The organism is Streptomyces sp. NPDC054840, from assembly GCF_053611065.1.
On record NZ_JBSGZP010000015.1, the window covers coordinates 1 to 20,604 of the forward strand.

The following is a 20,604-nucleotide window of genomic DNA, read 5'->3' on the forward strand; positions in this document are numbered from 1 at the left end:
GCTCCAGGGTCTCCTCCCCGTGCGGGGTGAGGACCCGGTTGCCCCGGATGATCGTGACCAGCGAGGTGTCCTCGGGCCAGGAGATGTCGCTGATTTGGGTGCCCGCGACCGAGGAGTCGGCCGGCAGGGTCAGCTCGACGAGGTTGGCGTCGCCGTGGCTGAAGCGCAGCAGCCGTACTAGGTCGCCGACGCTCACCGCCTCCTCGACCAGGGCCGACATCAGGCGCGGCGTGGAGACGGCGACGTCCACGCCCCAGGACTCGTTGAAGAGCCACTCGTTCTTCGGGTTGTTGACGCGGGCCACCACGCGCGGGACCCCGTACTCGGTCTTGGCGAGCAGCGAGACGACGAGGTTGACCTTGTCGTCGCCGGTGGCCGCGATGACCACGTTGCAGCGCTGCAGCGCGGCCTCGTCCAGCGAGGTGATCTCGCAGGCGTCGGCCAGCAGCCACTCGGCCTGCGGCACCCGCTCGACCGAGATGGCGGTCGGGGCCTTGTCGACCAGGAGCACCTCGTGGCCGTTCTCCAGCAGTTCGCCCGCGATGGAGCGGCCCACCGCGCCTGCACCGGCGATCGCGACCCTCATGCGTGTGCCTCCTCAGGCCCTTCGGCGAACGCCGCCTCGACCTTGTCGATCTCGTCCGTGCGCATCATCACGTGGACGAGGTCGCCCTCCTGCAGGACCGTCGCCGACGTGGGCAGCATCGCCTCGCCCAGGCGGGTGAGGAACGCCACGCGGACGCCCGTCTCCTCCTGGAGTTTGCTGACCTTGTGGCCGATCCAGGTGGCGGAGGTGTGCACCTCGGCCAGCTGCACCCCGCCGCTCGGGTCGCGCCACAGCGGCTCGGCGCCCGAGGGGAGCAGCCGGCGCAGCATCTGGTCGGCGGTCCACCGCACGGTGGCGACGGTGGGGATGCCGAGGCGCTGGTAGACCTCGGCGCGCTTGGGGTCGTAGATGCGGGCGGCGACGTTCTCGACGCCGAACATCTCGCGGGCCACGCGGGCGGCGATGATGTTGGAATTGTCACCACTGCTGACGGCGGCGAAGGCGCCCGCGTCCTCGATTCCGGCCTCCCTCAGGGTGTCCTGGTCGAAGCCGACACCGGTGACGCGGCGGCCGCCGAATCCGGCGCCGAGCCGGCGGAATGCGGTGGGGTCCTGGTCGACGACGGCGACCGTATGCCCCTGCTGTTCCAGGGTTTGCGCGAGGGCGGAGCCCACCCTTCCGCAACCCATGATGACGATGTGCACGGCCGTCCTTCCGGCTGTCAGCGACTCGCTGGTTCCCAGCCTCATTGCTGCTCTGGTTTAACAGGGTCTCAGACCATGGCCCAAGCTACACACGGGTGGTCACCGATGGGGCCTCTTGCGCCGCAGCGGTGGTGCGGGTGGGGAGGAATTGCGGCGGGATTGCGGTATCAGGGGGTGGGGGTTCGTCACTCTCATTTCGAACGCTTACGATCCTCTGCGTGTCCAAACTGACCGACGTGCCCAAACGGATCCTGATCGGCCGGGCGCTACGCAGCGACCGCCTCGGAGAAACACTCCTTCCCAAGCGGATCGCCCTTCCCGTCTTCGCCTCCGACCCGCTGTCGTCCGTGGCATATGCCCCTGGCGAAGTCCTGCTGGTCCTGTCGATCGCGGGCGTGTCGGCGTACCAGTACAGCCCCTGGATCGCGCTCGCGGTCGTCGTGCTGATGTTCACCGTCGTGGCGTCCTACCGCCAGAACGTCCACGCCTACCCGAGCGGTGGCGGCGACTACGAGGTGGCCAACACGAACCTCGGACCCAGGGCCGGCCTCACCGTGGCGAGCGCCCTGCTCGTCGACTACGTCCTGACCGTCGCCGTATCGATCTCCTCCGGTGTCGAGAACCTCGGCTCCGCCGTGCATTTCGTCATCGAGCACAAGGTGCTCTCGGCGACCGTCATGATCCTTCTGCTCACGCTGATGAACCTGCGCGGCGTGAAGGAATCCGGCAAGCTCTTCGCGATTCCGACCTACGTGTTCGTCGCCGCCGTCTTCGTCATGATCGGCTGGGGTGCCTGGAAGGGCATCGTCCTCGGCGAGACCCTGACGGCACCGACCGCCGATCTCGAGATCAAAGCCGAGCAACAGGGGCTGGCCGGCTTCGCCATGGTCTTCCTCCTGCTCAGGGCTTTCTCATCCGGCTGCGCGGCCCTGACGGGCGTCGAGGCCATCAGCAACGGCGTACCCGCCTTCCGCAAGCCCAAGAGCAGGAACGCCGCGTCGACCCTCGCCTACATGGGCGGCCTGGCGGTCACCATGTTCTGCGGGATCATCGGCCTGGCCATGGCCAGCGACGTGAGGATGGCCGAGAACCCCGCCGAGGACCTGCTGGCGAACGGTGTCCCGGTCGGCCCCGAGTACATCCAGAATCCGGTGATCTCGCAGGTGGCTGAAGCCGTCTTCGGTGACGGCAGCTTCCTCTTCATCCTGCTGGCCGCGGCCACCGCGCTGGTGCTCTTCCTGGCGGCGAACACCGCGTACAACGGCTTCCCGCTGCTCGGCTCGATCCTCGCGCAGGACCGCTACCTGCCGCGCCAGCTGCACACCCGGGGCGACCGGCTCGCCTTCTCCAACGGCATCGTGCTCCTCGCCGGCGCGGCCATCCTGCTCGTCTGGGTCTACGACGCGGACTCGACCAAGCTGATCCAGCTCTACATCGTCGGCGTGTTCGTCTCCTTCACGCTGAGCCAGATCGGCATGGTCCGGCACTGGAACCGCCACCTGAAGTCGGAGCACGACGTCTCCGCCCGCCGCCGGATGCACCGCTCCCGGGCGATCAACGCCTTCGGCGCCTTCTTCACCGGCATGGTGCTTGTCATCGTCCTCGCCACGAAGTTCACCCACGGTGCGTGGGTGGCCCTGCTCGGCATGCTGATCTTCTACGGCACGATGAGCGCGATCCGGAAGCACTACGACCGCGTGTCCGCCGAGATCGCCGCCGCCGAGGGCCCCAGCGACGACAGCGTGCGGCCCTCCCGGGTCCACTCCATCGTCCTGGTCTCCAAGGTCCACAAGCCCACGCTGCGCGCCCTGGCGTTCGCCAAGCTGACCCGCTCGGACACCCTGGAGGCGCTCAGCATCAGCGTCGACCCGGCCGAGACCAAGGCCCTGCGCGAGGAATGGGACCGGCGCCGGATCAACGTCCCGCTCAAGATCCTCGACTCGCCGTACCGCGAGATCACCCGCCCGGTGGTCGAGTACGTCAAGGGCCTGCGCAGCGAGAACCCGCGCGACGCGGTCAGCGTCTACATCCCCGAGTACGTCGTCGGCCGCTGGTACGAACACCTCCTGCACAACCAGAGCGCGCTGCGCCTCAAGGGCCGGCTGCTCTTCACCCCCGGTGTGATGGTCACCTCGGTGCCCTACCAGCTGGAGTCCTCGGAGCTCGCCAAGCGGCGGGCCAAGAAGCGCCAGGAGTGGAACGCCCCGGGTGCGGTGCGCCGCGGCCCGGTGGACAGCCCCGTCAGGTCCTCGCCGCCGAAGGAGCCCACCGCGAAGGGCTAGGCAGATGGTGAACGGCCGGACGAGATCCACGTAAACTGGTGGGTCGGTCGTCCGGCCGTTCCCCGTTTTCGGTTTTTTGGAGTCTCCCCACCATGACGAGCGTCGAGCAGAACGAGAAGCAGTCACTGGTCGGGGAGGAGTACGAGGTCGAGGTCGGCCCCGTCGCGCACGGCGGGCACTGCATCGCCCGGACCGAGGACGGCCGCGTCCTGTTCGTCCGCCACACCCTGCCCGGTGAGAAGATCGTCGCCAAGGTCACCGAGGGCGACGTCGACTCCCGCTACCTGCGCGCCGACGCGATCACCGTGCTCGACGCCTCCAAGGACCGCGTCGAGGCCCCCTGCCCGTACGCCGGCCCCGGCAAGTGCGGCGGCTGCGACTGGCAGCACGCCAAGCCCGGCGCCCAGCGCCGGCTCAAGGGTGAGGTCGTCGCCGAGCAGCTGAAGCGGCTCGCCGGGCTCACCCCGGAGGAGGCCGGCTGGGACGGCACCGTGATGCCCGCCGAGGGCGACAAGCTGCCGGCCGGGCAGGTGCCGCAGTGGCGCACCCGCGTGCAGTTCGCCATCGACGAGGACGGTACGGTCGGCCTGCGCAAGCACCGCTCGCACGAGATCGAGGCGATCGACCACTGCATGATCGCGGCGCCCGGCGTCAGCGAGCTGGGCATCGAGAAGCAGGACTGGCCGCAGATGGCCACCGTCGAGGCGATCGCGGCGAGCGGCTCCCAGGACCGGCAGGTCGTCCTGACCCCGCGCCCGGGCGGCCGCCTTCCGCTCGTGGAGCTGGACAAGCCGGTCTCCGTCCTGCGCGTGGAGGAGAAGGACGGCGGGGTCCACCGCGTCCACGGCCGCCCGTTCGTCCGGGAGCGCGCGGACGGCCGTACGTACCGCGTGGGCATGGGCGGCTTCTGGCAGGTCCACCCGCAGGCCGCCGACACCCTGATCAAGGCCGTCATGCAGGGCCTGATGCCGCGCAAGGGCGAGATGGCCCTCGACCTCTACTGCGGCGTCGGCATCTTCGCGGGCGCCCTCGCGGAACGCCTGGGCGAGACGGGCGCGGTGCTCGGCATCGAGTCGACGAAGCGCGCGGTGGAGGACGCCCGCCACAACCTGGCGGACTTCCCGCGGGTCCGCATCGAGCAGGGCAAGGTCGACCAGATCCTCCCGAAGACCGGCATCACGGAATGCGACCTGGTCGTCCTCGACCCGCCCCGCGCGGGCGCCGGCAAGCAGACGGTCCGCCACATCGCGGGCCTCTCGGCCCGCCGCATCGCGTACGTGGCCTGCGACCCGGCGGCCCTGGCCCGCGACCTGGGCTACTTCAAGGAAAACGGCTACAAGGTCCGCACCCTCCGCGTCTTCGACCTCTTCCCGATGACCCATCATGTCGAGTGCGTCGCGATCCTTGAGCCTGCCGAAAAGGGCCGCTGACCTGCGGGTTTGCTGAGTGTGCATTATGGGCGCTATGTGCGTTACGGGCTATATCTTGACGCATATCTGACGCACGTGACGCACGTTTGACGCACGGGCGATGGAGATTCTGATGGGTCGTCATGCCAGATTGGCGACCGCCGGTGGAGCAGTCAGCTGTAAGGTCGGAGGCGTCCTGGAGCGGCTGGATTGCTGGCTGCCGAGCTGTTGTCCAACCCAGCCTCATCCGCTTCTCGGTAGTGACGTTCAGTGACGCCAGGCTGGGTGTCCGGTGTGTGTTGTGTCAGGGGCCGTAGAGACTCCAGGCCCGAGAAAGGGCCTGGGATCGTCGGCTCGTGGTTCGGGGATGCCGAACAGCCGGGGCGGCGTGTTCAGGGGGTCGAGGCGCTCCACGCGGGCTGCTGCCCAGAGGTGGACCGCGTTTGCACGCTGATGTCGCATGGCGCCGAAGGGTGCGCGACCGACGCTTCGTCGAGGAGAGCGATGAGCTGCCATTGTGCAGGCGAACTCTATGTCCGGGCGGGCGCCGACGAATTCCGCCGTTGCCGTTACCTCGGCCCCCGTGAGCTGCTGACAAGTCAGCCAGTTGGCTCGGTCGGGCCCTCAGCCACTGAGCTTCGCGCGCAAGCGTTCGTTTTCCTTCTCCAACGTCTTCACCCGTCGTTCGAGTTCGGCTCGTGTCGGCTTCTTCGTGTCGGCGTCGGTTGAACCGTGACCCACTTTGGACGGTTGAGTTCTGACCCTCGCCTCGTCGGTGGCGGTGGGGACGCGGCCGAGTCGCGGCCCTTCATGCGGTAGGACTCGCCTTTGAGGGAGTGGACCTCGGCGTGGTGGACGAGTCGGTTGATCACGGCGGCGGCGACGGTCTCGTCGCCGAAGACCTCTCCCCAGCGGCCGAAGGGTTTGTTCGAGGTGACGATCACGCTGGCCCTCTCGTATCTGTTCGAGACGAGCTGGAAGAACAGGTTCGCGGCCTCCGCTTCGAACGGGATGTAGCGGACCTCGTCGATCTATGCGGATATCAGCATAGATCGACGAGGTCGGCTACATGGAACTCGACCGCCGCGGCGCCGAACTCCTCTTCCAGGTTCTGACGGAACGGGAGGAGAAGAACAGGGTGGCCATCGCCTCGAACGAGTCTTTCGGGGGGTGGACCAAGACGTTCACCGACCCCCGCCTCTGCGCGGCCATCGTCGACCGTCTCACCTTCAACGGAACCATCATCGAGACCGGCACCGACTCCTACCGCCTCGCCAGCACCCGAGCCCGCGCCGAGCACGCTAACGCCAGCTGACTGGCCCCACGCTGGTCCACTGCCCGAGGGCAGCGGGCCAGCCAAGCCTCATGACCTGCGTCATTCTCCGAGTGCGAACGACGCCCGTTCTTGCCACTTCACGCCGTCGTGCACTATGAGTTCAACCGACGAGACGTGAGACGTGAACGGGAGCCTGCCGGTGAGGTCGGCCTCGATCTCCTCCAAGACGGCTTCTTCCTGTCCTTGAGCGATGGTCAGGTGCGGCACGATCTCGGCAAACCGGCCGCCATACGGAGGAGCCTCAGGCCAGCGATCAGCGATCGCCTCCGTGAGCTGCCGCAGCTGTGTGTCGGGCTCGGGGACGAGATAGAGCACTTCCGGGAGCCGCCCGCATCTCTCGAACCGCAGGTCGAAGGCCTGGTGGCTGCCCAACACCTCCGCGAGGGCGGAGTAGACGAGCGCGTCTATTCGGCTCTCGTCGAGGAACGGGAAGAGCACGGTGATGTGGGCTGGAACCCCGGCCTGGGCTGAGAGGTCGAGCCGTTCACGCCACCTGCGGACGGCCGGCTCTGCCTCCGGGATCCGGACGATGAGCCCCGTCTGGCCCGCCTGAAACGTACTGGTGCTGTCATCTGCCGTGACACCGCATGGTGTCACCTCTGCCGCAGACAGCACGGCTCCTTTTCCGCGGAACGATCGATCTGCGAAGCAGGTCTACGAGCGGGACGCCCACGACGGTGCCGCTGCCGCTATTTCTCGTGTACATCCAGAGTGCCGATGATCACTGAACGCCGCCGGAACCCACGAACAAACGCTGTCGGTTGAAGCGAACGACGCCAGCTGGACGAATGCGTTTCGCCCGAGATCGCAAGCATGGCCGAGCGAGTGTAGTGGCCGGCCAAACTGATCGAACGGCCCTGCCCTCCTTCATCGCCCCCATCAAGCCTCGCTGGTCCACGGAGCTCTTCGACGTTCCGGCCATGCTCGTTCCCCGGGACGACGTGCTGGGCATCAGCCGCGAGCACGTCTACTACCGCTCGTCCGGACGCCGGGGAGAGAGCATTCCCGCACGGATCGTGTGGTATGTCAGCGATGGGGCCTCCGGGCAGCAGGGCAAGATGGTCATAGGCTGCTCGCGTCTTGACGAGGTGGTTATCGACGACCCCGACACCCTCTTCTCGCGATTCGAACAGCTGGGCGTATATGGTCATGCCGAAGTACGTGGCGCAGCCGATGGGTCAGGCAAGGCTATGGCGTTGAGGTTTTCGGACACGGAGATCAGGTTGTGATTCTGCTGCGAGAGCCGCCAGCGGCACGGCCCGGTCTTGTCGGGCACGGACCTCGCTGCCCGGTGGGCGGTCACTGCCTCGCCGTGGTCGGGGTAGGCGTCGGGGTTGGTCAACGACTCTGACGCGCCGACCGGTCGGGTCCCCGTCCGGCGCCCCTGCCGGGGCGGTCCAGCTCGCGCCACTCCCGGCGCAGCCCGGCGAGGCTCGTGGTGAGGAAGTACGCAGCCCCGGCGGCCAACAGCACCGGTACGAGTCCGGCTGACGTCACCGCCGCCCCCAGGAGCAGTCCGCCCAGGGGGACGCCGGCCCGGGCCACAGAGTCGCCCACGGCGTTGACCCGGCCCAGCAGCCGGCGCGGAATCCGTTCGTAGAGGACTGCGCCCAGGACCGGGTTGAGGAATCCCGCGCCGAACCCACTCACCGCGAACACGGCGAGCACCACGCCCATCGGCGCGTCAGCCGCCAGGACCACGAAGCGCGGCGTCCCGGCAAGCAGGAACCCGGCAAAGAACACCGTCCGGCGGCGCAGCCGGTGCGCGTACACGGCGGCGACCAAGCTCCCGACGACCGCCGCCGCTCCCGTCACCCCGCCCAGCAGCCCGATCGCCGCGGGCCCGTTGTCGGACTGTCTTGCCCAGACGGGGAGGAGCACGGTGGAGAATCCGGCGTCCAGCAGGTTGGTGACCCCGACCATGACCACGATGGTGAGCAGCAGCGGCTCGCCGCGCAGAAAGACGAGACTCTCCCCGAACCGCCGCCAGTAGCCCGCCTCGCCTCTCTTCTCCAGCTCTTCCGGCGCACCCTCAGCTCCTGGCTCCGGCCGGCCTTCCTCGTCCGGTGATGGGGCGGCCTCTGCCGCGTACCCCATACCGCGAGGCAGTGTGACGGCGATGATCAGCGAACCGAGAACGAAGCAGGCCGCGTTGACGGTCAGGCTCGTCAGCGGCCCGAACAGCGCCACCAGGACACCCCCGGCGGCCGGGCCCACAGTGGCAGCGAGCCGCTCGATCACGCCGGACAGCCCGGCCGCCCGTTCCAGCGGGACCCGGCCGCGCTCGGCGGCCTCCGGGAGCATCACCTCCTTGGCCAGGTCGCCCGGGCCCCGGGCAGCGCCGATCAAAGCGACCAGGACGAGCAGGACCGGGAAGGAGAGCAGATCCAGGGCGTGCAGCAGCGGTACGGCGGCTGCGGCGAGCGCGCTGACCAGGTCGGTGGTCCAGGAGACGGTGCGCGGGCTTGTCCTGTCGACCAGAGGTCCGCTGAGCAGTTTGACCACGACGTAGGGGGTCATCTCGCAGAAGGCGACCAGTCCGGTCCGGGCGGCGCTGCCCGTGGTGGCCAGCGCGAACCAGGGCAGGGCAATGGCCGAGACCGCCGTACCGGACAGTGAGACGGCCATGGCCGTCAGCACTCCGCCGAGCGGCCGTAGGGCGCGCCGCCCAGCCGCAGGTTCGCCGACGGACTCGGCCACGGACTGGGCCACGGACCCAGCGGCCGGCCCGGCGCCGTCCACCGCGCTCACTCCCCTGTCAGGCGGTTCATGCCGTACTCGTACAGCTTCGTCGGGGAGAGCATGAGGAAGCCGACGACGCCGAAGAGCCAGGCAGTGTTCTCCCGCGCGTTTCGCCGGACCCAACGGTCGATCCGGTTCAGGGCCGGGTGCAGGGCGCGGCCCGCGATCTGGTGGGCGAGGGCGGCCAGTACCGCCGGGCCGATCATCACCAGGCAGTACAGGGCCAGCAGAGCGGCCTGTTCCGCCCATGGCTGCCGGCTGCGGTCGAGGATGTCGATGGCGGCCAAGTAGGGGAACATCGTGGCGATTTCGAGGGCCACGGCGACGAGCGCCACGGTCACGACGCCGCGTGCGGTGGCCTTCGAGCCGACCGCCGCCTCCCGCCATCGGGTCAGCCGGCCCTGATTGCCCTCCTCGCCCCCGTCGTCCCTGTCGCGTTTGACGAAGCCGTAGTAGAGCCCGAGGAGCAGGAGCGCCCCGCCGGCCACCGCGACCGCGGTGTCGCCGGCCGGCGAGGCGACGGCGTTGCCCAACGGTTCCCTGACCGCCGAGAGGCCGCCCAGCAGCAGGAGTCCCAGGGCCAGGTATCCGGCGCCGACGATCAACAGATAGCCGTAGACGTTGCCGATGCGCAGGCCGCGCGGGGTCAGCAGGAACCAGACCGGGATCGCCAGGGTCGACACACTCACCGTATCGAGCAGGGCGAGGGGCAGGATCTGGCCGAGAACGTCCACGGAGGCCTTTCACAGGAGAACAGGAGAACAGGGGAGAGGGGAGGGAAGCGGGAGTCACACGATCCCGGGCAGCCAGGTGTCCCGGCGTCCGGTGGCGTGGGCCACCCCGGTGAGGACGCCCGCGCTACCGGTCCGCAGGTCGCCGGAGAGCTTGAAGTTGCCCGCGCCCGGATAGTGCACCTCGTCTTCGCGCAGACGGACTTCGTGCAGGCCGAGCTGGCGTGCGTGACGCTCGACAAGGGGGCCGGCCTGTCGCTCGTAACCCGCGTGGGAGAGCGTGGTCAGTGCGGCCATGAAGCCGGCGCGCCCTCTGAACAGGCCGCTCTGGACCATGAGCTCGGGTCCTGCCGCCCGGATCAGGTCGGGCACCGAGGTCCCGGCCGGATTCCAGCCCTCGTACCGTTCGAGCTCTGCCAGCACCAACGCGCTGCCGCAGGACCCCACTTCGAGGTAGCCGAGGGAGCGCCGGCCGGCCTCGTTGAACTGCATCGAGCCGTCCGTGCAGCGGATGTACCCGGCGAACTCGAACTCCATGAGACCACGGGCGAGATCGACGGCTGCCCGGTCTCCGGTGGCGCGGCCGTGGCGGTGTACGGCGAGGGCGATACCTGCGACGCCGTGCATCAGGCCGTACGAGGCGGGGTCGGGGGTGTCGACGGCCCGTAGGGCGGTCAGCAGTCGGCCGGCGCGGTCCGTGAGTTCCGCGCCGAGGCGCCCGACGTACGACACGTCCGACAACAGGCCTTCGGGTCGCGTCAGTTCGGCCACGGCCAGATAGACACCGGCCAGACCTCCGAAGAGGCTCAGGCCCGCGTCGGCGTGGTCCTTGGCCAGTGCCGTGCCGACCAGTTCCGCCGCCTGCTCGGGGCGGCCGGCCCGCCACAGGACGTACCCGGCTCCCAGCTCACTGTCGTACAGGCCGCATTCGAGCCGGGACGCGGCGGCTCGCCCGTGGGTGAAGGTCCAGTCGGCGATGCGCTCGACGAGGTCGTCCTGCTCGACCCCCTTGGTGCCGAGCAGCGACCACAACACTCCGGCGGAACCGGCGGCCAGGGCCACCGGGGGCATCGAGAAGCCGGTGTGGTCCCCGGGAAACAGCCGGTCGGCACGGTCGGCGTCCATCGTGGCGCGCAGTCCTGCCGTGAGCTGCGCGGCCCAGGACTCAAAGCCGAGGTGGTGGTCCAGGTGCGTGGACTCGGCGGTGCTCAGCGCCTCGGCCGGGCGTACGGAGCCGGGGCGCGCGCAGGTGCGTTCGATGCGGTCGGACCAGCTCGGCGGCAGGCCGAACCTGGTCCGGGCGGTGTCGAGGAGCTGGCGCAATTTCGTGGCGTCCATGGGGACGAGATGCGTCAGCGGCAGGTAGCAGGAGAGTTCCAGCAGGCGCAGCGCGTGCTCGTCGGCGGCGCGTCCCGTCTTGGCCGGGTCGTTGAATCCGGGGGCGCCGGGGAACCGCCGGTCCGCGTCCTGGGGGACGCAGGCTTCGAGGTCGAGGAGTCTGACATCGAGGTCGGGGGTGACCATCACATTGCCGGGGTGGAGGTCGCCGAAGATGTGGCCGCGTTCCCAGATGACGGCGACCGCGTCCCGTACCCGGTCGAGAATCGCCTCGACCTTCTCCCGGTAGGTGCGGATCTCCTCGGGGCGCGGCGGTTCGAAGGGATTCGGACGCAGCAGGTACGGCTGGTTGGCGGCGCACCACTCGTGGAGGGTGGTGCCCCGGATGTACTCGATCGCGGTGAACACGTGGGACTGCCACGTGAACTGCTCGTAGGCCGCGGGGATCTCCGGCAGGTCGGCGAACCGGAGCATCGCCGCATACTCCGCCTCGGCCCGGGTGACCGCGTCGGCGCCCACCAGGTCGTAACCGGCGTACGGCCGGGCCTCCTTGAGGACGACCTCGCGTCCGGTGGGCAGGTGGGTGGTGAGATAGACGCCGCCGGCGTTGGAGAAGTGCAGCGTCTTGTCGACGCGGTACGGGGGCACCGGGCCGGCGTCACCGGACGGTCCCGGCGCGGGGGCGGTGAACGCCTCGGGGACGGTGACGAACGCCGGGGCACGGAACGGCACCGACCGTACGTCCGGGACCAGCCGGCCCTCGGGGTCTGCAAGGGCGAGACTGATCCCGCCCTTGGGAGTGCGGCAGAAGCGTCTGGTGTAGGCGCCGTAGCGGACATGTACCACGCTGTTGCCGATCCGGAGGTCCGAGAGGATGCGCGGGCCGGGTATGCCGTCCAGCAGGGCAGCCAGTTCATGGGCGCCCTCGCGCGAACGGCGCTCGTCCGCCGGGTAGAGGACGATTCCCCTGCCGCTGATCTGCCGGGGCGCGTACTTGGCGTTGACCAGCCACGCGTACTCGTGCCGGGCGAGGAACTTGAACGGGGTGCCGTTCCCGAAGCAGTACCGCGCGACGGTGTCGAGCACGCCGGGGAACGTGTCCGGGGTGACGGCCACATGGATCTTCCAGCCCTGGCCGCGCAGGGGTTCGGGGCCGGGCCGGCAGACGGTCCATATGCCGTGCCGGGCCTGCTGCCAGCCGTCGGCGACTTCGGTTCCCGTGTCGCCGTCATTGCCGTCGGCGAGGCGCACCGGGCCCTTGCGGGTGCGGTGAAAGCGCGGGTCGTCGGGGTGGGCCTGCCAGCGGGCGATGTCGTCGTACGCACGCGGGTCGGCAAAGGTGTACAGAAAGTGTTCCATCGCCGTCCTCCTCAGACACTCACGCTGTGGTCGACATCGACATCGACATCGACATCGACATCGACATCGACATCGACATCGACATCGACATCGACATCGACATCGACATCGACATCGACGTCCGCATCCGCGTCGACCGCCGCCTCGTAGATACCGATCGCGTCCCACATCGGGGCCGTCACGTCGGTCTCGCCGTCCACGCTGCGGCTCTTGCCCTTGCGCGGCTCGACGAGGTGATAGTTGGGCACGGCACCGATCCGGGCGAGGAGGTCGCCGATGATCGGGTTGCCGAGGACCCCCGGCGGGAAGCACGGGGCGATCACGACGGGCACCCGGGTGCCGAGCAAGGCCAAGTGGAAGGGGGACGCCCCCGAGCCCGCCGCGAGCCCGGACAGGAACGCCACCGAGGCGGGGTACACGAGGATCCCGTCGTAGGTGGTGGCGATCCTGGTGTGCACCGGCTCCAGTGAACCGGCCGCTGTGGTCCAGGAGTTGGCAGTCACCGGGCTCTTGGTGAGCGCGGCCAGCGCCGTCGGGCTGACGAAGTCGCGGGCCGAGTCGGTCAGGCCCGCAGTCACCTCGTAGTGCGGGCGGTTGGCCGACAGCCAGTTGAGCCAGAACGGCAGATGGGCGGTGGACAGCGTCCCCGTCGCGAGGACGAGGAGGCGGGCTCCGCGTTCCTTGCCCGATGCGCTCCGGTCGAACTCGACCACTGTGTCAGCCATGCCACTTCCCGAGTTCGGTCGGATCAGTCATCGTCGCTCCGCTTTCGGGATCGGTCGAGACCGCCGATCTCCTCCCGCAGTTCCTCCATGATGCTTTTGCTCTTCTTGCCCTTGGAAGACCGATATTCCTTCCCCAGGTCCATTGCTCCCAGCAGAATGAGGAGAAGCCCGGCAGGGCCTCCCTGGAACCACTTCACCTCGGTGTCCCAGAAGAACACAGCGAGAATCGCACCGGCCACGATGCATGCAATTCCGAGGAATTTCGTGAAGTTCATTTCCACCTCGCCGATTTACGTGCTCTTTATGCTTTCTCGGGCTCTCGCATCGCATCTTATCCGGCACGAACATGCCCACCGATGGCGAGGCCGAAAACCGACCGGCGAAGCTGTCCGAAATCTTCCGACGCCAGGAAATGGCCGCCGTCGAGAACCTTCACCGTGACCTCGTCCGCGATTTCGGACCAGCCGTACAAGGACTCTTCCGCAACGAGGGGATCTCGATTCCCGCCGAACACATGGACCGGCAGGGGCAGCCTGCTCGACTGCGGCACATGCCGATAGGTCCCGCAGAGTCTCGCGTCGTCCCTTACCAGGCCCAGGAAGGGCGACAGCCAGCCGGGGTGCTCCACCAGCCACGTCGGGACGCCACCAATGGCGTGAAGTCGCCGCACCAGCACGTCGTCCGGGGCGTCGGGCCCCGTGGGGTCGGTCCAGGGAATACTGGGAGCCGCGTACGACGCCACGGCGAGGGCTTTCGGCAGCGGGCCGCCGCGCTCGTGAAAATACCGCGTCACCAGATAGGCAAGGAGACCTCCCATGCTCTGTCCGAAGAGCACGTAATGACCGTCGCCCTTTTCGTCGACGCCGCCTTCTGTCGCCCGTTCCGCGATATGTTCCGCCAGTACGGGGACCAGGTCATCGGCACTTCGATAAAGGCGGCGGCCGGCCATGTCCGGGTGTTTCGGCAGCTCCAGGGCGATGACGTCCAGGCCGTCCGGAGCGGTGCGGACCCAGTGATCGAATACCGAGGGACCGCCGCCGGCGTGGTGCAGGCAGATCAGCTTGGACCGCGAATCCTTCACAGCCTCTCACCCTCTCTCTCCAGTATGCTCACGATCCGGCGTGTCAACGCGGTCTCCGTCGGGTACTTGAAAATGTCCTCCTGGTCGAGTTCACAGCGCAGCGCGTCCTGGAGCGCCCGTCTCAGCAGGATCGCGGAGAGCGAGTCGAGGCCGAGCGAGAAGAGGTCGATGTCCGGAGCCGGCGTCTGCCCCAGCACGCGCAGGACACTCCGGCGCACCTGAGCGGTGACGAGGCCGTGCCGATCCGGGTCGACATCCGATTCCGATGCCGGGTCCGGATCCGATGCCGGGTCCGGATCCGATGCCGGGTCCGGGCCACTGAACGGCATTCGCAACACCGCCTGCTCGACGCCCAGTCGACGCCGGTCCGTCTTGCCGCTGGACGTCAGCGGGAACGCGGACCGGAAGGCGTAGGCCGCCGGCAGCATGGGGCGCTGCAGCCCGCGGGCGAGGAAGGCGTCGAGCTGCCCGGCAGCCGTAGCGGGGTCGAGGCCGGCGCCAGGGACGACATGAGCGACCAGGCTCCGTTGCCCCTCGATCTCGGCAGCGAGCACGACCGCTTGCCTGACCAGGGGATGCCCGAGGAGCAAGGCCTCGATCTCGCCGGCTTCGACCCGTACGCCGTGCGCCTTGAGCTGGGTGTCCGTCCGGCCCAGGTGCTCCAGGACGCCGTCGGGGCGGCGCCGGGCCAGATCACCGGTGCGGTTGAGCGTGCAAAGGCGATGGTCGAGGTCATCCTTGACATGCGTGAGGCCGGTGTCCGGTTCATCGCCGGCACCGACGCGGGCGTGCCAGGAGCTCATTTCGGCGACTACGTCGGCATGCTCGAATTCTTTGCCTCACTCGGTTTCGCGCATCGCGAGATTCTCGACATGGCCACCGTCAACGCCGCCCGTGCCCTCGGACTGCCCGACACAGGTGTCCTGGCCCCAGGCAAACGCGCCGACCTCATCGTCGTCGAAGGCAACCCGCTGACCGAGTTGGGCGCCCTCCGCCGGATCCAACACGTCTTCACGGCAGGCCGCCCGGTTGCGCGCCCGGGGAAGTAGAGCCAGGTGAGCAACAAGCATGGCAAGCGGTACTCGGAGGAGTCCAAGCGGGACGCCGTGGCGTTGGCCCGGTCCTCCGGTAGGACGGCCACAGAGGTCGCCCCGGACCTGGGTATGAGTCCCGAGAGCCTGCCGACCCGGGGCAAGCAGGACAAGGCCGATGGCTTCAGGTTGCCGGACGGCCGAGGCGTCCGTACTGGTGGCACGTGGGCGACGCGGGCCGGTGGGCCGCAGGTGGCAAGCCGTGCGCGCCGTCGGTGCGAGCGCACAGCAAGACCGTGCTGCGAACCTTCTACGACTTCCACCGCGACATCGGCACCCGGCCGGTCCTCGAACCCGTTTGGCCCTCGGACTGCACACACCCCTGCTGCGACGGATCGGATGGCGAGCCGACCTTGATCGAGAGAATTCTGCCGTCGGTGACTGTGGCGCATCATGCCTTCGACGACGCCGTGGACGCGGAGCTGTTCCCGCAGGAGGCGGCTGTTGTGGCGGCTGCGGTGGCAGCCCGGCGCCGCGAGTTCGCCACCGTACGGCGCTGCGCGAGGCAGTCCCTGGCCGCGTTGGGCATTCCCCCGATGCCGCTGCTGCCGGGAGAGCGGGGCGCACCGCTCTGGCCGCGCGGAACCGTGGGCAGCATGACCCACTGCCTGGGGTACCGGGCCGCGGCGGCCGCTCGAGCCGACGAGATCACGGCGCTCGGAATCGATGCCGAACCGCACCAGCCGCTCCCCGAAGGGGTCCTGGAAATGATCTCCCTCCCCGAGGAACGGGCGCATCTGTCGAGCCTCGGTGCCGACCGGCACTGGGACCGACTGCTGTTCTCCGCGAAGGAGTCCGTCTACAAAACCTGGTTCCCGCTGACCCACCGACGGCTCGACTTCCGCACGGCCTCGGTCAGCTTCCAGCCGGCGGAGCGGACGTTCAGCGCCGAGTTCCTGGTCCCGGGCCCCCGCATCGGAGAGGACGAGGTCAGCAGGTTCCACGGACGGTGGCTCGTGGACCAAGGCATCGTCCTCACCGCGATCGCCGTCCTGCCCGCACGTCCGAACCTGCGCCACGTCGCTCGGTAGGGCCGCGCTCAAGGGCTTGCAGGGAATCGAGGTGTTGATTTCGCACATGGACGAGCGGCAGCGCCGACTGTCGATGCCTGCCGAGGCCCGCGTCCTGGGGCACGGCGGCGTCCGGGCTGTCGCACGGGCTGGCGGGGGCCGCAAGCGGGTCGCGGACCTCGATCCGGGGCTGCGGCCGGCCCTACTGGCGCTGGTCGAACCGGATGTGCGGGGCCGACCCAATGTCGCCGCTGCGGGTGACGGTGAAGCCAACGCGAGCTCTCGCGAGGGCGGCCAGCACATCGACCGGGACGCACGGTTCCGCTATCTCAACGAGCACGCACGAGAGAACCAGGATGCCGGCCGGTGGTCCGGTGCCGGTGAACATGCACGACTTCGCCGAGCCCCGGTTGGGGAAGGCGATCCCGTACGGGTTTACGACCCGGCGCCGAACACCGGCTGGGTCAACGTCGGCACCGATCACGACACCGCCGCGTTCGCGGTGGAATCGATCCGCCGCTGGTGGCACGGCCCGGGCCAGGCCGCCTACCCGCGGGCGACACGGCTGCTTATCACCGCGGACGCGGGCGGCTCCAACGGCTACGGCACCCGAGCCTGCAACTCGAGCTCGCCCGCCTCACCACTGAAAGGGGACTGACGATCACTGTCTGCCCTCTGCAGCCGGGCACATCGCAGTGGAACAAGATCGAGCACCGGCTCTTCTCCCACATCACCATGAACTGGCGGGGCCGCCCGCTGGCCCGCCGCGAAGTCATCGTTCAGTCCATCGCCGCAGTCCACCCACCCGCACCGGACTGCACGTCACGGCAGAGCTCGACACCAATGCCTACCCGACCGGAGTCACGATCGGTGATGCGGAGAAGGCGGCACTGGCGCTGACCCGGCACGCCTTCCACGGCGACTGGAACTGCGTCCTTCATCCCCATCCGGCCCCAGCCGTCCCGGCACCCCGGATCCTTCAACCGCGTGAGCCGGAGTGGACGCCGGCCCTGCTGTCCGACGGAGCGCTGAACGCAAAGTCCCCGGACCAGCTGCACGACCTGGTCCAGACTCTGGCGCCGGACGGGGACACCCAACGCGGCCGCCCGCCCCGCCTCGCCTTCCCCGATCAGGTCCTGGCTGCCATGCTCCACCTGCACCTGGCGCCAGTACACCGCCACGAGCAGGGCCCGGTCCTCCAGCGGAAGGCTCTACGGCCTGCCCTACGGACAGCCTCCGCACCCTCGCGCCGCAGAACCGTCACCAGCGTGCCGAACCGGGTCTTGCCCACAGAATGGAATTCAGGCCGTTTCGCTCCTCACGCATCGCTGACCTGCGATCTTCTCTAACCTGCTGTGGGCTCTACGTGTTTCACGATGACTCATCATGTCGAGTGTGTCGCGATCCTTGAGCCCGTCGGAAAGGGCATCTGACCTGCAGGTTCGGGCAGTGTGCATTATGTTCGCTGCGTGCGTTGTGGGCGATATCTTGACGCTTATTCGACGCTCGTGACGCACGTTTGACGCACGCCGTCGGTCATTCCCGACGATCCGTCAGGCTGGGAAGGTGCGTCTCGCAGCAGATTGTGATCTCGCTGCGGGGGGCCTTCCGGGTAGTAGGCGACCGGGTCGGTCGGTGTGGGACCCGCGCTCCAACTTCTCTCTCCGAATACGCTCTGTGAGCAATCCGAGGGCTCGCGACTAGTAGCCGGGACCGTAGGGGTTCCATCCGTGCAGGAACGGCTGCAGGTCGCTGGCGCGAGGTTCGGGAATGTCGGGCAGGCGGAGCGTCCCGTTGAGCGGGTTCAGGCGCTCCACGTGGTCGGCGGCCCAAGCGATCCATGCCTCGGCTCCGTCCCTCTCCGGTCCGGTCGCCAAGGTCTGCGCGTAGAGGCGGAGGGCGCCGACGTACTCGGCTAGGTCCGCTGCGCGGCGCCATGCTCGTTCTTGCGCTTCGAGATGCTGGACTCGGGCTGCTTCGGCGAAGTCGATCTTTGCCCGTTGCATCGCGGCTTCCCACTGCAGCCGCTTCTCTCGTGCTGCCTCCAGGTCTGCCAGTCGTTTGCGCTCGGTGGCCTCGCCGCGAAGTCCCACTTCCTGCACGATTTCGGCGAGCTGGTCCTCAAGGGGGCGTGCGGTCGTATCGGCCCACTCGTCGGCCCTGTGCCGTAACCCACCACTGATGCAGATCCTTAGGCGTTCAGCGGGGGAGTGGTCGTACCGGGGAATCCTGACCCAGGAGTGCTTCTCGGCGTCTGCGAGTTCCTTCTTCGTGGGGATGTGGTCGGTCCGGTCCTGTTCCTGCAGGATGAGGAAATCGCATCGCTGGCCCTGGGCTGTGATGGTGAAGTGGGATGGGCCGTTTCGTCGGCGATGTGGCGCGGGTGCACTCTCGGCCGTGCCGAACGCGCTGGTAAATCCCAGCCTCTGCGTTGCGGTGAGCAATGCGTGGATGAGGCGAAAGGCTCTGCCCTGCACGGCTTTGGTCAGCGCCATGGGCTGGGGGTGCGCCTGAAGAGCTCTGACCACGGGGTGTGGAGTGGGGAGCCGTGCCGGTACGGCAACGGGTGACAGCACGGCCAAGCGCCAGGCTGGGGCGTCGACCAGCCGGATTTCGTATCCGTCGCGGCACCAGCCTGCGTGCAGTTCCTTGGTTGCAGGGATCTTTCCCGACTGCCGTGCTGCGGCAACACGGATTGGCCATTTCTCGGTCTCCCGACCGCTGGCTTCGCGTTTGACGACGCGGCCGCCGGCTTCGGCGAGCTCTTCCAGGAGCTGCTCCGTGACGGTCCTGGCTCTCTTCCGCGGAAGGGATCTGGTTCGTTGCGGTGGCACGGGCGCAACCGCCATGGCGCTGGATTTCTCGCTCTTGGCCACGTCGGGTGACTGGATTACAGCCCGTGGCGCTGGTGCGGTGTCTTTCCTGAGAGGTTGTTCGGGCGGATGGGATCCGTGGTCCAAGTATTGCTGGCCGGCCTTGGTGAGAGCGACGGACCATTGCCCCTGTCGCTTGGAGACTTTGACCAGTCCGCGGCTGTGCAGGGCTTGGCAGCTGAGCTTGCCTGCGGTTCCTTCCCACACACCGTCAGGGCAGCCTCGGGCGACCCATTGCAGCACCTGTTGCTGCCGTTCGTTGAGCTGTCGTGGTACTTGAACTCCCCACCGTGTGAATGCCTCACGGGCATGCTCTCAGCCGCACTCCGCCTGGCGCGGTTGGAAGAGGATGGGGGTTGGCAGGCAGCGATGAAGATTCGGACAGATGTAGGCATGGCCGCTTGTGGTGGCTAGGCTCGCAGTCGTTCGTTGGTGGCCGGCGTGGACGCTTGCTGGTCGGCCCGTGACGGGTGCTGGCCGTTTCGCGATCATCCGAGGAGGTGGCCGCCGGGCGTACGAGTGCCCGTACTAGCCTGGCCATCCGTGCTGAGGCGTTCCCGTGTCTCGGGTAGGGGATGCTGGTTAGGCGGTCGATCCTGCCAAGCTGCGGCCAGGAGGGGACTGGCGAGTGGATCGTGTGAACGTGAGCTGCTCGCGCTTCCGGTGATGGGGGCCTGAGGGTAAGCACGGGCGTGCAGACGCACCGCAGACGAGGGTGTCAGTTCGAAACGAGAGCAGGTTGGTTCATGTCGGTTGTGGCGCGAGAGCAGATGGATGTCGTCGCAGGTGTGCTGGCTCCCTGCGACCTCGTGCCCCGTGAGGCGAAGCTCGCGCTCGTCGAAGCCTTTGGGACGGAAGCTGTTGTGGCCTATCGGTATGACGTGCTCGAGCGGGAGCGGCGGGCAGCTGATGGGATGCCGCCGCTGACGCGGCCTGGCGTGCTGGATCTCCTCATGTCGCTGCCCCTGGGCGAGCCGGTTCCTGCCAGCTCCTTGAGCGAGAGGGAGCGGCGGGTGCTGAAGTCCCTGCCGAAGGGTGCGGCGGTCCGCAGCGACGGGTCGATCACCCGTCGCGCGGCGCAGCCTGTCCATATCGACATGGCGTTCGTGCCTGGCCGCAGCTGGGAGTCGGGGATGGAGAAGGCCGAGCGATTTACTCCGTTCTGTTCTCGCGCGGTGGTGGTGGACGGCGTATTGCGGCGCAAGGATGATGCCGTGCTGCGCGCGGACTTCTACGGCATCGGCCTGCTCACGCTTCAGGGGGACTCGGTGGAAGTGGTGGTGCCGCCGCGGCCCTTCGTGCGCAGACGCCATACCGTCGCCGGCTGGAAGTTCCTGGAACACGTCCACCGCCAGCTCCCCTGAGTACTCAGTCCG

General features: G+C 68.3%; 19 protein-coding genes and 2 pseudogenes. 9 read left to right on the forward strand and 12 right to left on the reverse strand.

Annotated elements, in window-relative coordinates:
* The coding region (locus ACWGIU_RS02665) for a potassium channel family protein (RefSeq protein ID WP_453701853.1) at positions 1 to 586 on the reverse strand (586 nt) is incomplete at its 3' end.
* Positions 583 to 1,251, reverse strand: coding sequence for a potassium channel family protein (locus ACWGIU_RS02670; protein ID WP_453701854.1), 669 nt, complete (start codon positions 1,249 to 1,251; stop codon positions 583 to 585). The genes ACWGIU_RS02670 and ACWGIU_RS02665, both read right to left, overlap by 4 nt.
* Positions 1,252 to 1,469: 218 nt before the next feature.
* On the opposite strand from ACWGIU_RS02670, the gene ACWGIU_RS02675 reads away from it, so the two are divergent.
* Positions 1,470 to 3,533, forward strand: coding sequence for an APC family permease (locus ACWGIU_RS02675; protein ID WP_453701855.1), 2,064 nt, complete (start codon positions 1,470 to 1,472; stop codon positions 3,531 to 3,533).
* A gap of 92 nt (positions 3,534 to 3,625) precedes the next feature.
* Complete coding sequence (locus ACWGIU_RS02680; RefSeq protein WP_453701856.1) at positions 3,626 to 4,963, forward strand: class I SAM-dependent RNA methyltransferase; 1,338 nt, start codon at positions 3,626 to 3,628, stop codon at positions 4,961 to 4,963.
* Between the two features lie 653 nt (positions 4,964 to 5,616).
* Here the strand turns inward: ACWGIU_RS02680 and ACWGIU_RS02685 are convergent.
* A complete protein-coding gene (locus tag ACWGIU_RS02685) occupies positions 5,617 to 5,973 on the reverse strand; it encodes an ATP-binding protein (RefSeq protein WP_453701874.1) in 357 nt (118 codons plus the stop codon).
* A 20-nt stretch (positions 5,974 to 5,993) separates the two neighbouring features.
* Here ACWGIU_RS02685 and ACWGIU_RS02690 point away from each other — a divergent pair.
* Positions 5,994 to 6,257: pseudogene (locus ACWGIU_RS02690) on the forward strand (ATP-binding protein); the annotation flags it as partial.
* Between the two features lie 60 nt (positions 6,258 to 6,317).
* Here ACWGIU_RS02690 and ACWGIU_RS02695 read toward each other — a convergent pair.
* Positions 6,318 to 6,893 carry a 2'-5' RNA ligase family protein gene (locus ACWGIU_RS02695; RefSeq protein ID WP_453701857.1) on the reverse strand — a complete coding sequence of 192 codons (576 nt, stop codon included), beginning with the start codon at positions 6,891 to 6,893 and terminating at the stop codon, positions 6,318 to 6,320.
* 305 nt (positions 6,894 to 7,198) lie between these two features.
* Here ACWGIU_RS02695 and ACWGIU_RS02700 point away from each other — a divergent pair, with 305 nt between their 5' ends.
* On the forward strand, positions 7,199 to 7,507 hold the full coding sequence (locus tag ACWGIU_RS02700; RefSeq protein ID WP_453701858.1) for a hypothetical protein: 309 nt from the start codon (positions 7,199 to 7,201) through the stop codon (positions 7,505 to 7,507).
* 109 nt (positions 7,508 to 7,616) lie between these two features.
* On the opposite strand, the gene ACWGIU_RS02705 is transcribed toward ACWGIU_RS02700, so the two are convergent.
* Genes ACWGIU_RS02705 through ACWGIU_RS02735 form a run of 7 tightly spaced genes read right to left on the reverse strand, consistent with a single transcriptional unit; the run spans position 7,617 to position 14,808 of the window.
* A complete protein-coding gene (locus ACWGIU_RS02705; RefSeq protein WP_453701859.1) occupies positions 7,617 to 8,990 on the reverse strand; it encodes an MFS transporter in 1,374 nt (457 codons plus the stop codon).
* A 35-nt stretch (positions 8,991 to 9,025) separates the two neighbouring features.
* Positions 9,026 to 9,754 carry a GAP family protein gene (locus ACWGIU_RS02710; RefSeq protein WP_453701860.1) on the reverse strand — a complete coding sequence of 243 codons (729 nt, stop codon included), beginning with the start codon at positions 9,752 to 9,754 and terminating at the stop codon, positions 9,026 to 9,028.
* A gap of 54 nt (positions 9,755 to 9,808) precedes the next feature.
* Positions 9,809 to 12,448 (reverse strand): class III lanthionine synthetase LanKC, encoded by a 2,640-nt coding sequence (gene lanKC, locus ACWGIU_RS02715; protein WP_453701861.1) that lies wholly within the window; start codon positions 12,446 to 12,448, stop codon positions 9,809 to 9,811.
* Between the two features lie 11 nt (positions 12,449 to 12,459).
* Positions 12,460 to 13,173 (reverse strand): flavoprotein, encoded by a 714-nt coding sequence (locus ACWGIU_RS02720; protein WP_453701862.1) that lies wholly within the window; start codon positions 13,171 to 13,173, stop codon positions 12,460 to 12,462.
* A gap of 23 nt (positions 13,174 to 13,196) precedes the next feature.
* Positions 13,197 to 13,448 carry a hypothetical protein gene (locus tag ACWGIU_RS02725; protein ID WP_060177861.1) on the reverse strand — a complete coding sequence of 84 codons (252 nt, stop codon included), beginning with the start codon at positions 13,446 to 13,448 and terminating at the stop codon, positions 13,197 to 13,199.
* Between the two features lie 56 nt (positions 13,449 to 13,504).
* Positions 13,505 to 14,254 (reverse strand): thioesterase II family protein, encoded by a 750-nt coding sequence (locus ACWGIU_RS02730; RefSeq protein ID WP_453701863.1) that lies wholly within the window; start codon positions 14,252 to 14,254, stop codon positions 13,505 to 13,507.
* Complete coding sequence (locus tag ACWGIU_RS02735) at positions 14,251 to 14,808, reverse strand: phosphopantetheine-binding protein (RefSeq protein WP_453701864.1); 558 nt, start codon at positions 14,806 to 14,808, stop codon at positions 14,251 to 14,253. The genes ACWGIU_RS02730 and ACWGIU_RS02735 overlap by 4 nt, the downstream gene beginning before the upstream one ends.
* On the opposite strand from ACWGIU_RS02735, the gene ACWGIU_RS02740 reads away from it, so the two are divergent.
* From ACWGIU_RS02740 to ACWGIU_RS02755, 4 genes and pseudogenes are all read left to right on the forward strand, one after another.
* On the forward strand, positions 14,782 to 15,303 hold the full coding sequence (locus tag ACWGIU_RS02740) for an amidohydrolase family protein (RefSeq protein ID WP_453701865.1): 522 nt from the start codon (positions 14,782 to 14,784) through the stop codon (positions 15,301 to 15,303). The genes ACWGIU_RS02735 and ACWGIU_RS02740 overlap by 27 nt on opposite strands.
* Before the next feature lie 6 nt (positions 15,304 to 15,309).
* Complete coding sequence (locus ACWGIU_RS02745; RefSeq protein ID WP_453701866.1) at positions 15,310 to 15,702, forward strand: transposase; 393 nt, start codon at positions 15,310 to 15,312, stop codon at positions 15,700 to 15,702.
* Between the two features lie 20 nt (positions 15,703 to 15,722).
* A complete protein-coding gene (locus ACWGIU_RS02750; RefSeq protein WP_453701867.1) occupies positions 15,723 to 16,376 on the forward strand; it encodes a 4'-phosphopantetheinyl transferase family protein in 654 nt (217 codons plus the stop codon).
* Positions 16,377 to 16,422: 46 nt separating this feature from the next.
* Positions 16,423 to 17,521 (forward strand): annotated as a pseudogene (locus tag ACWGIU_RS02755) (ISAzo13 family transposase); the annotation flags it as partial.
* Between the two features lie 534 nt (positions 17,522 to 18,055).
* Here the strand turns inward: ACWGIU_RS02755 and ACWGIU_RS02760 are convergent.
* Complete coding sequence (locus ACWGIU_RS02760; protein WP_453701868.1) at positions 18,056 to 19,231, reverse strand: hypothetical protein; 1,176 nt, start codon at positions 19,229 to 19,231, stop codon at positions 18,056 to 18,058.
* Between the two features lie 743 nt (positions 19,232 to 19,974).
* Here ACWGIU_RS02760 and ACWGIU_RS02765 point away from each other — a divergent pair.
* A complete protein-coding gene (locus ACWGIU_RS02765) occupies positions 19,975 to 20,592 on the forward strand; it encodes a hypothetical protein (protein ID WP_453701869.1) in 618 nt (205 codons plus the stop codon).
* The last annotated feature ends 12 nt before the right edge of the window (positions 20,593 to 20,604 follow it).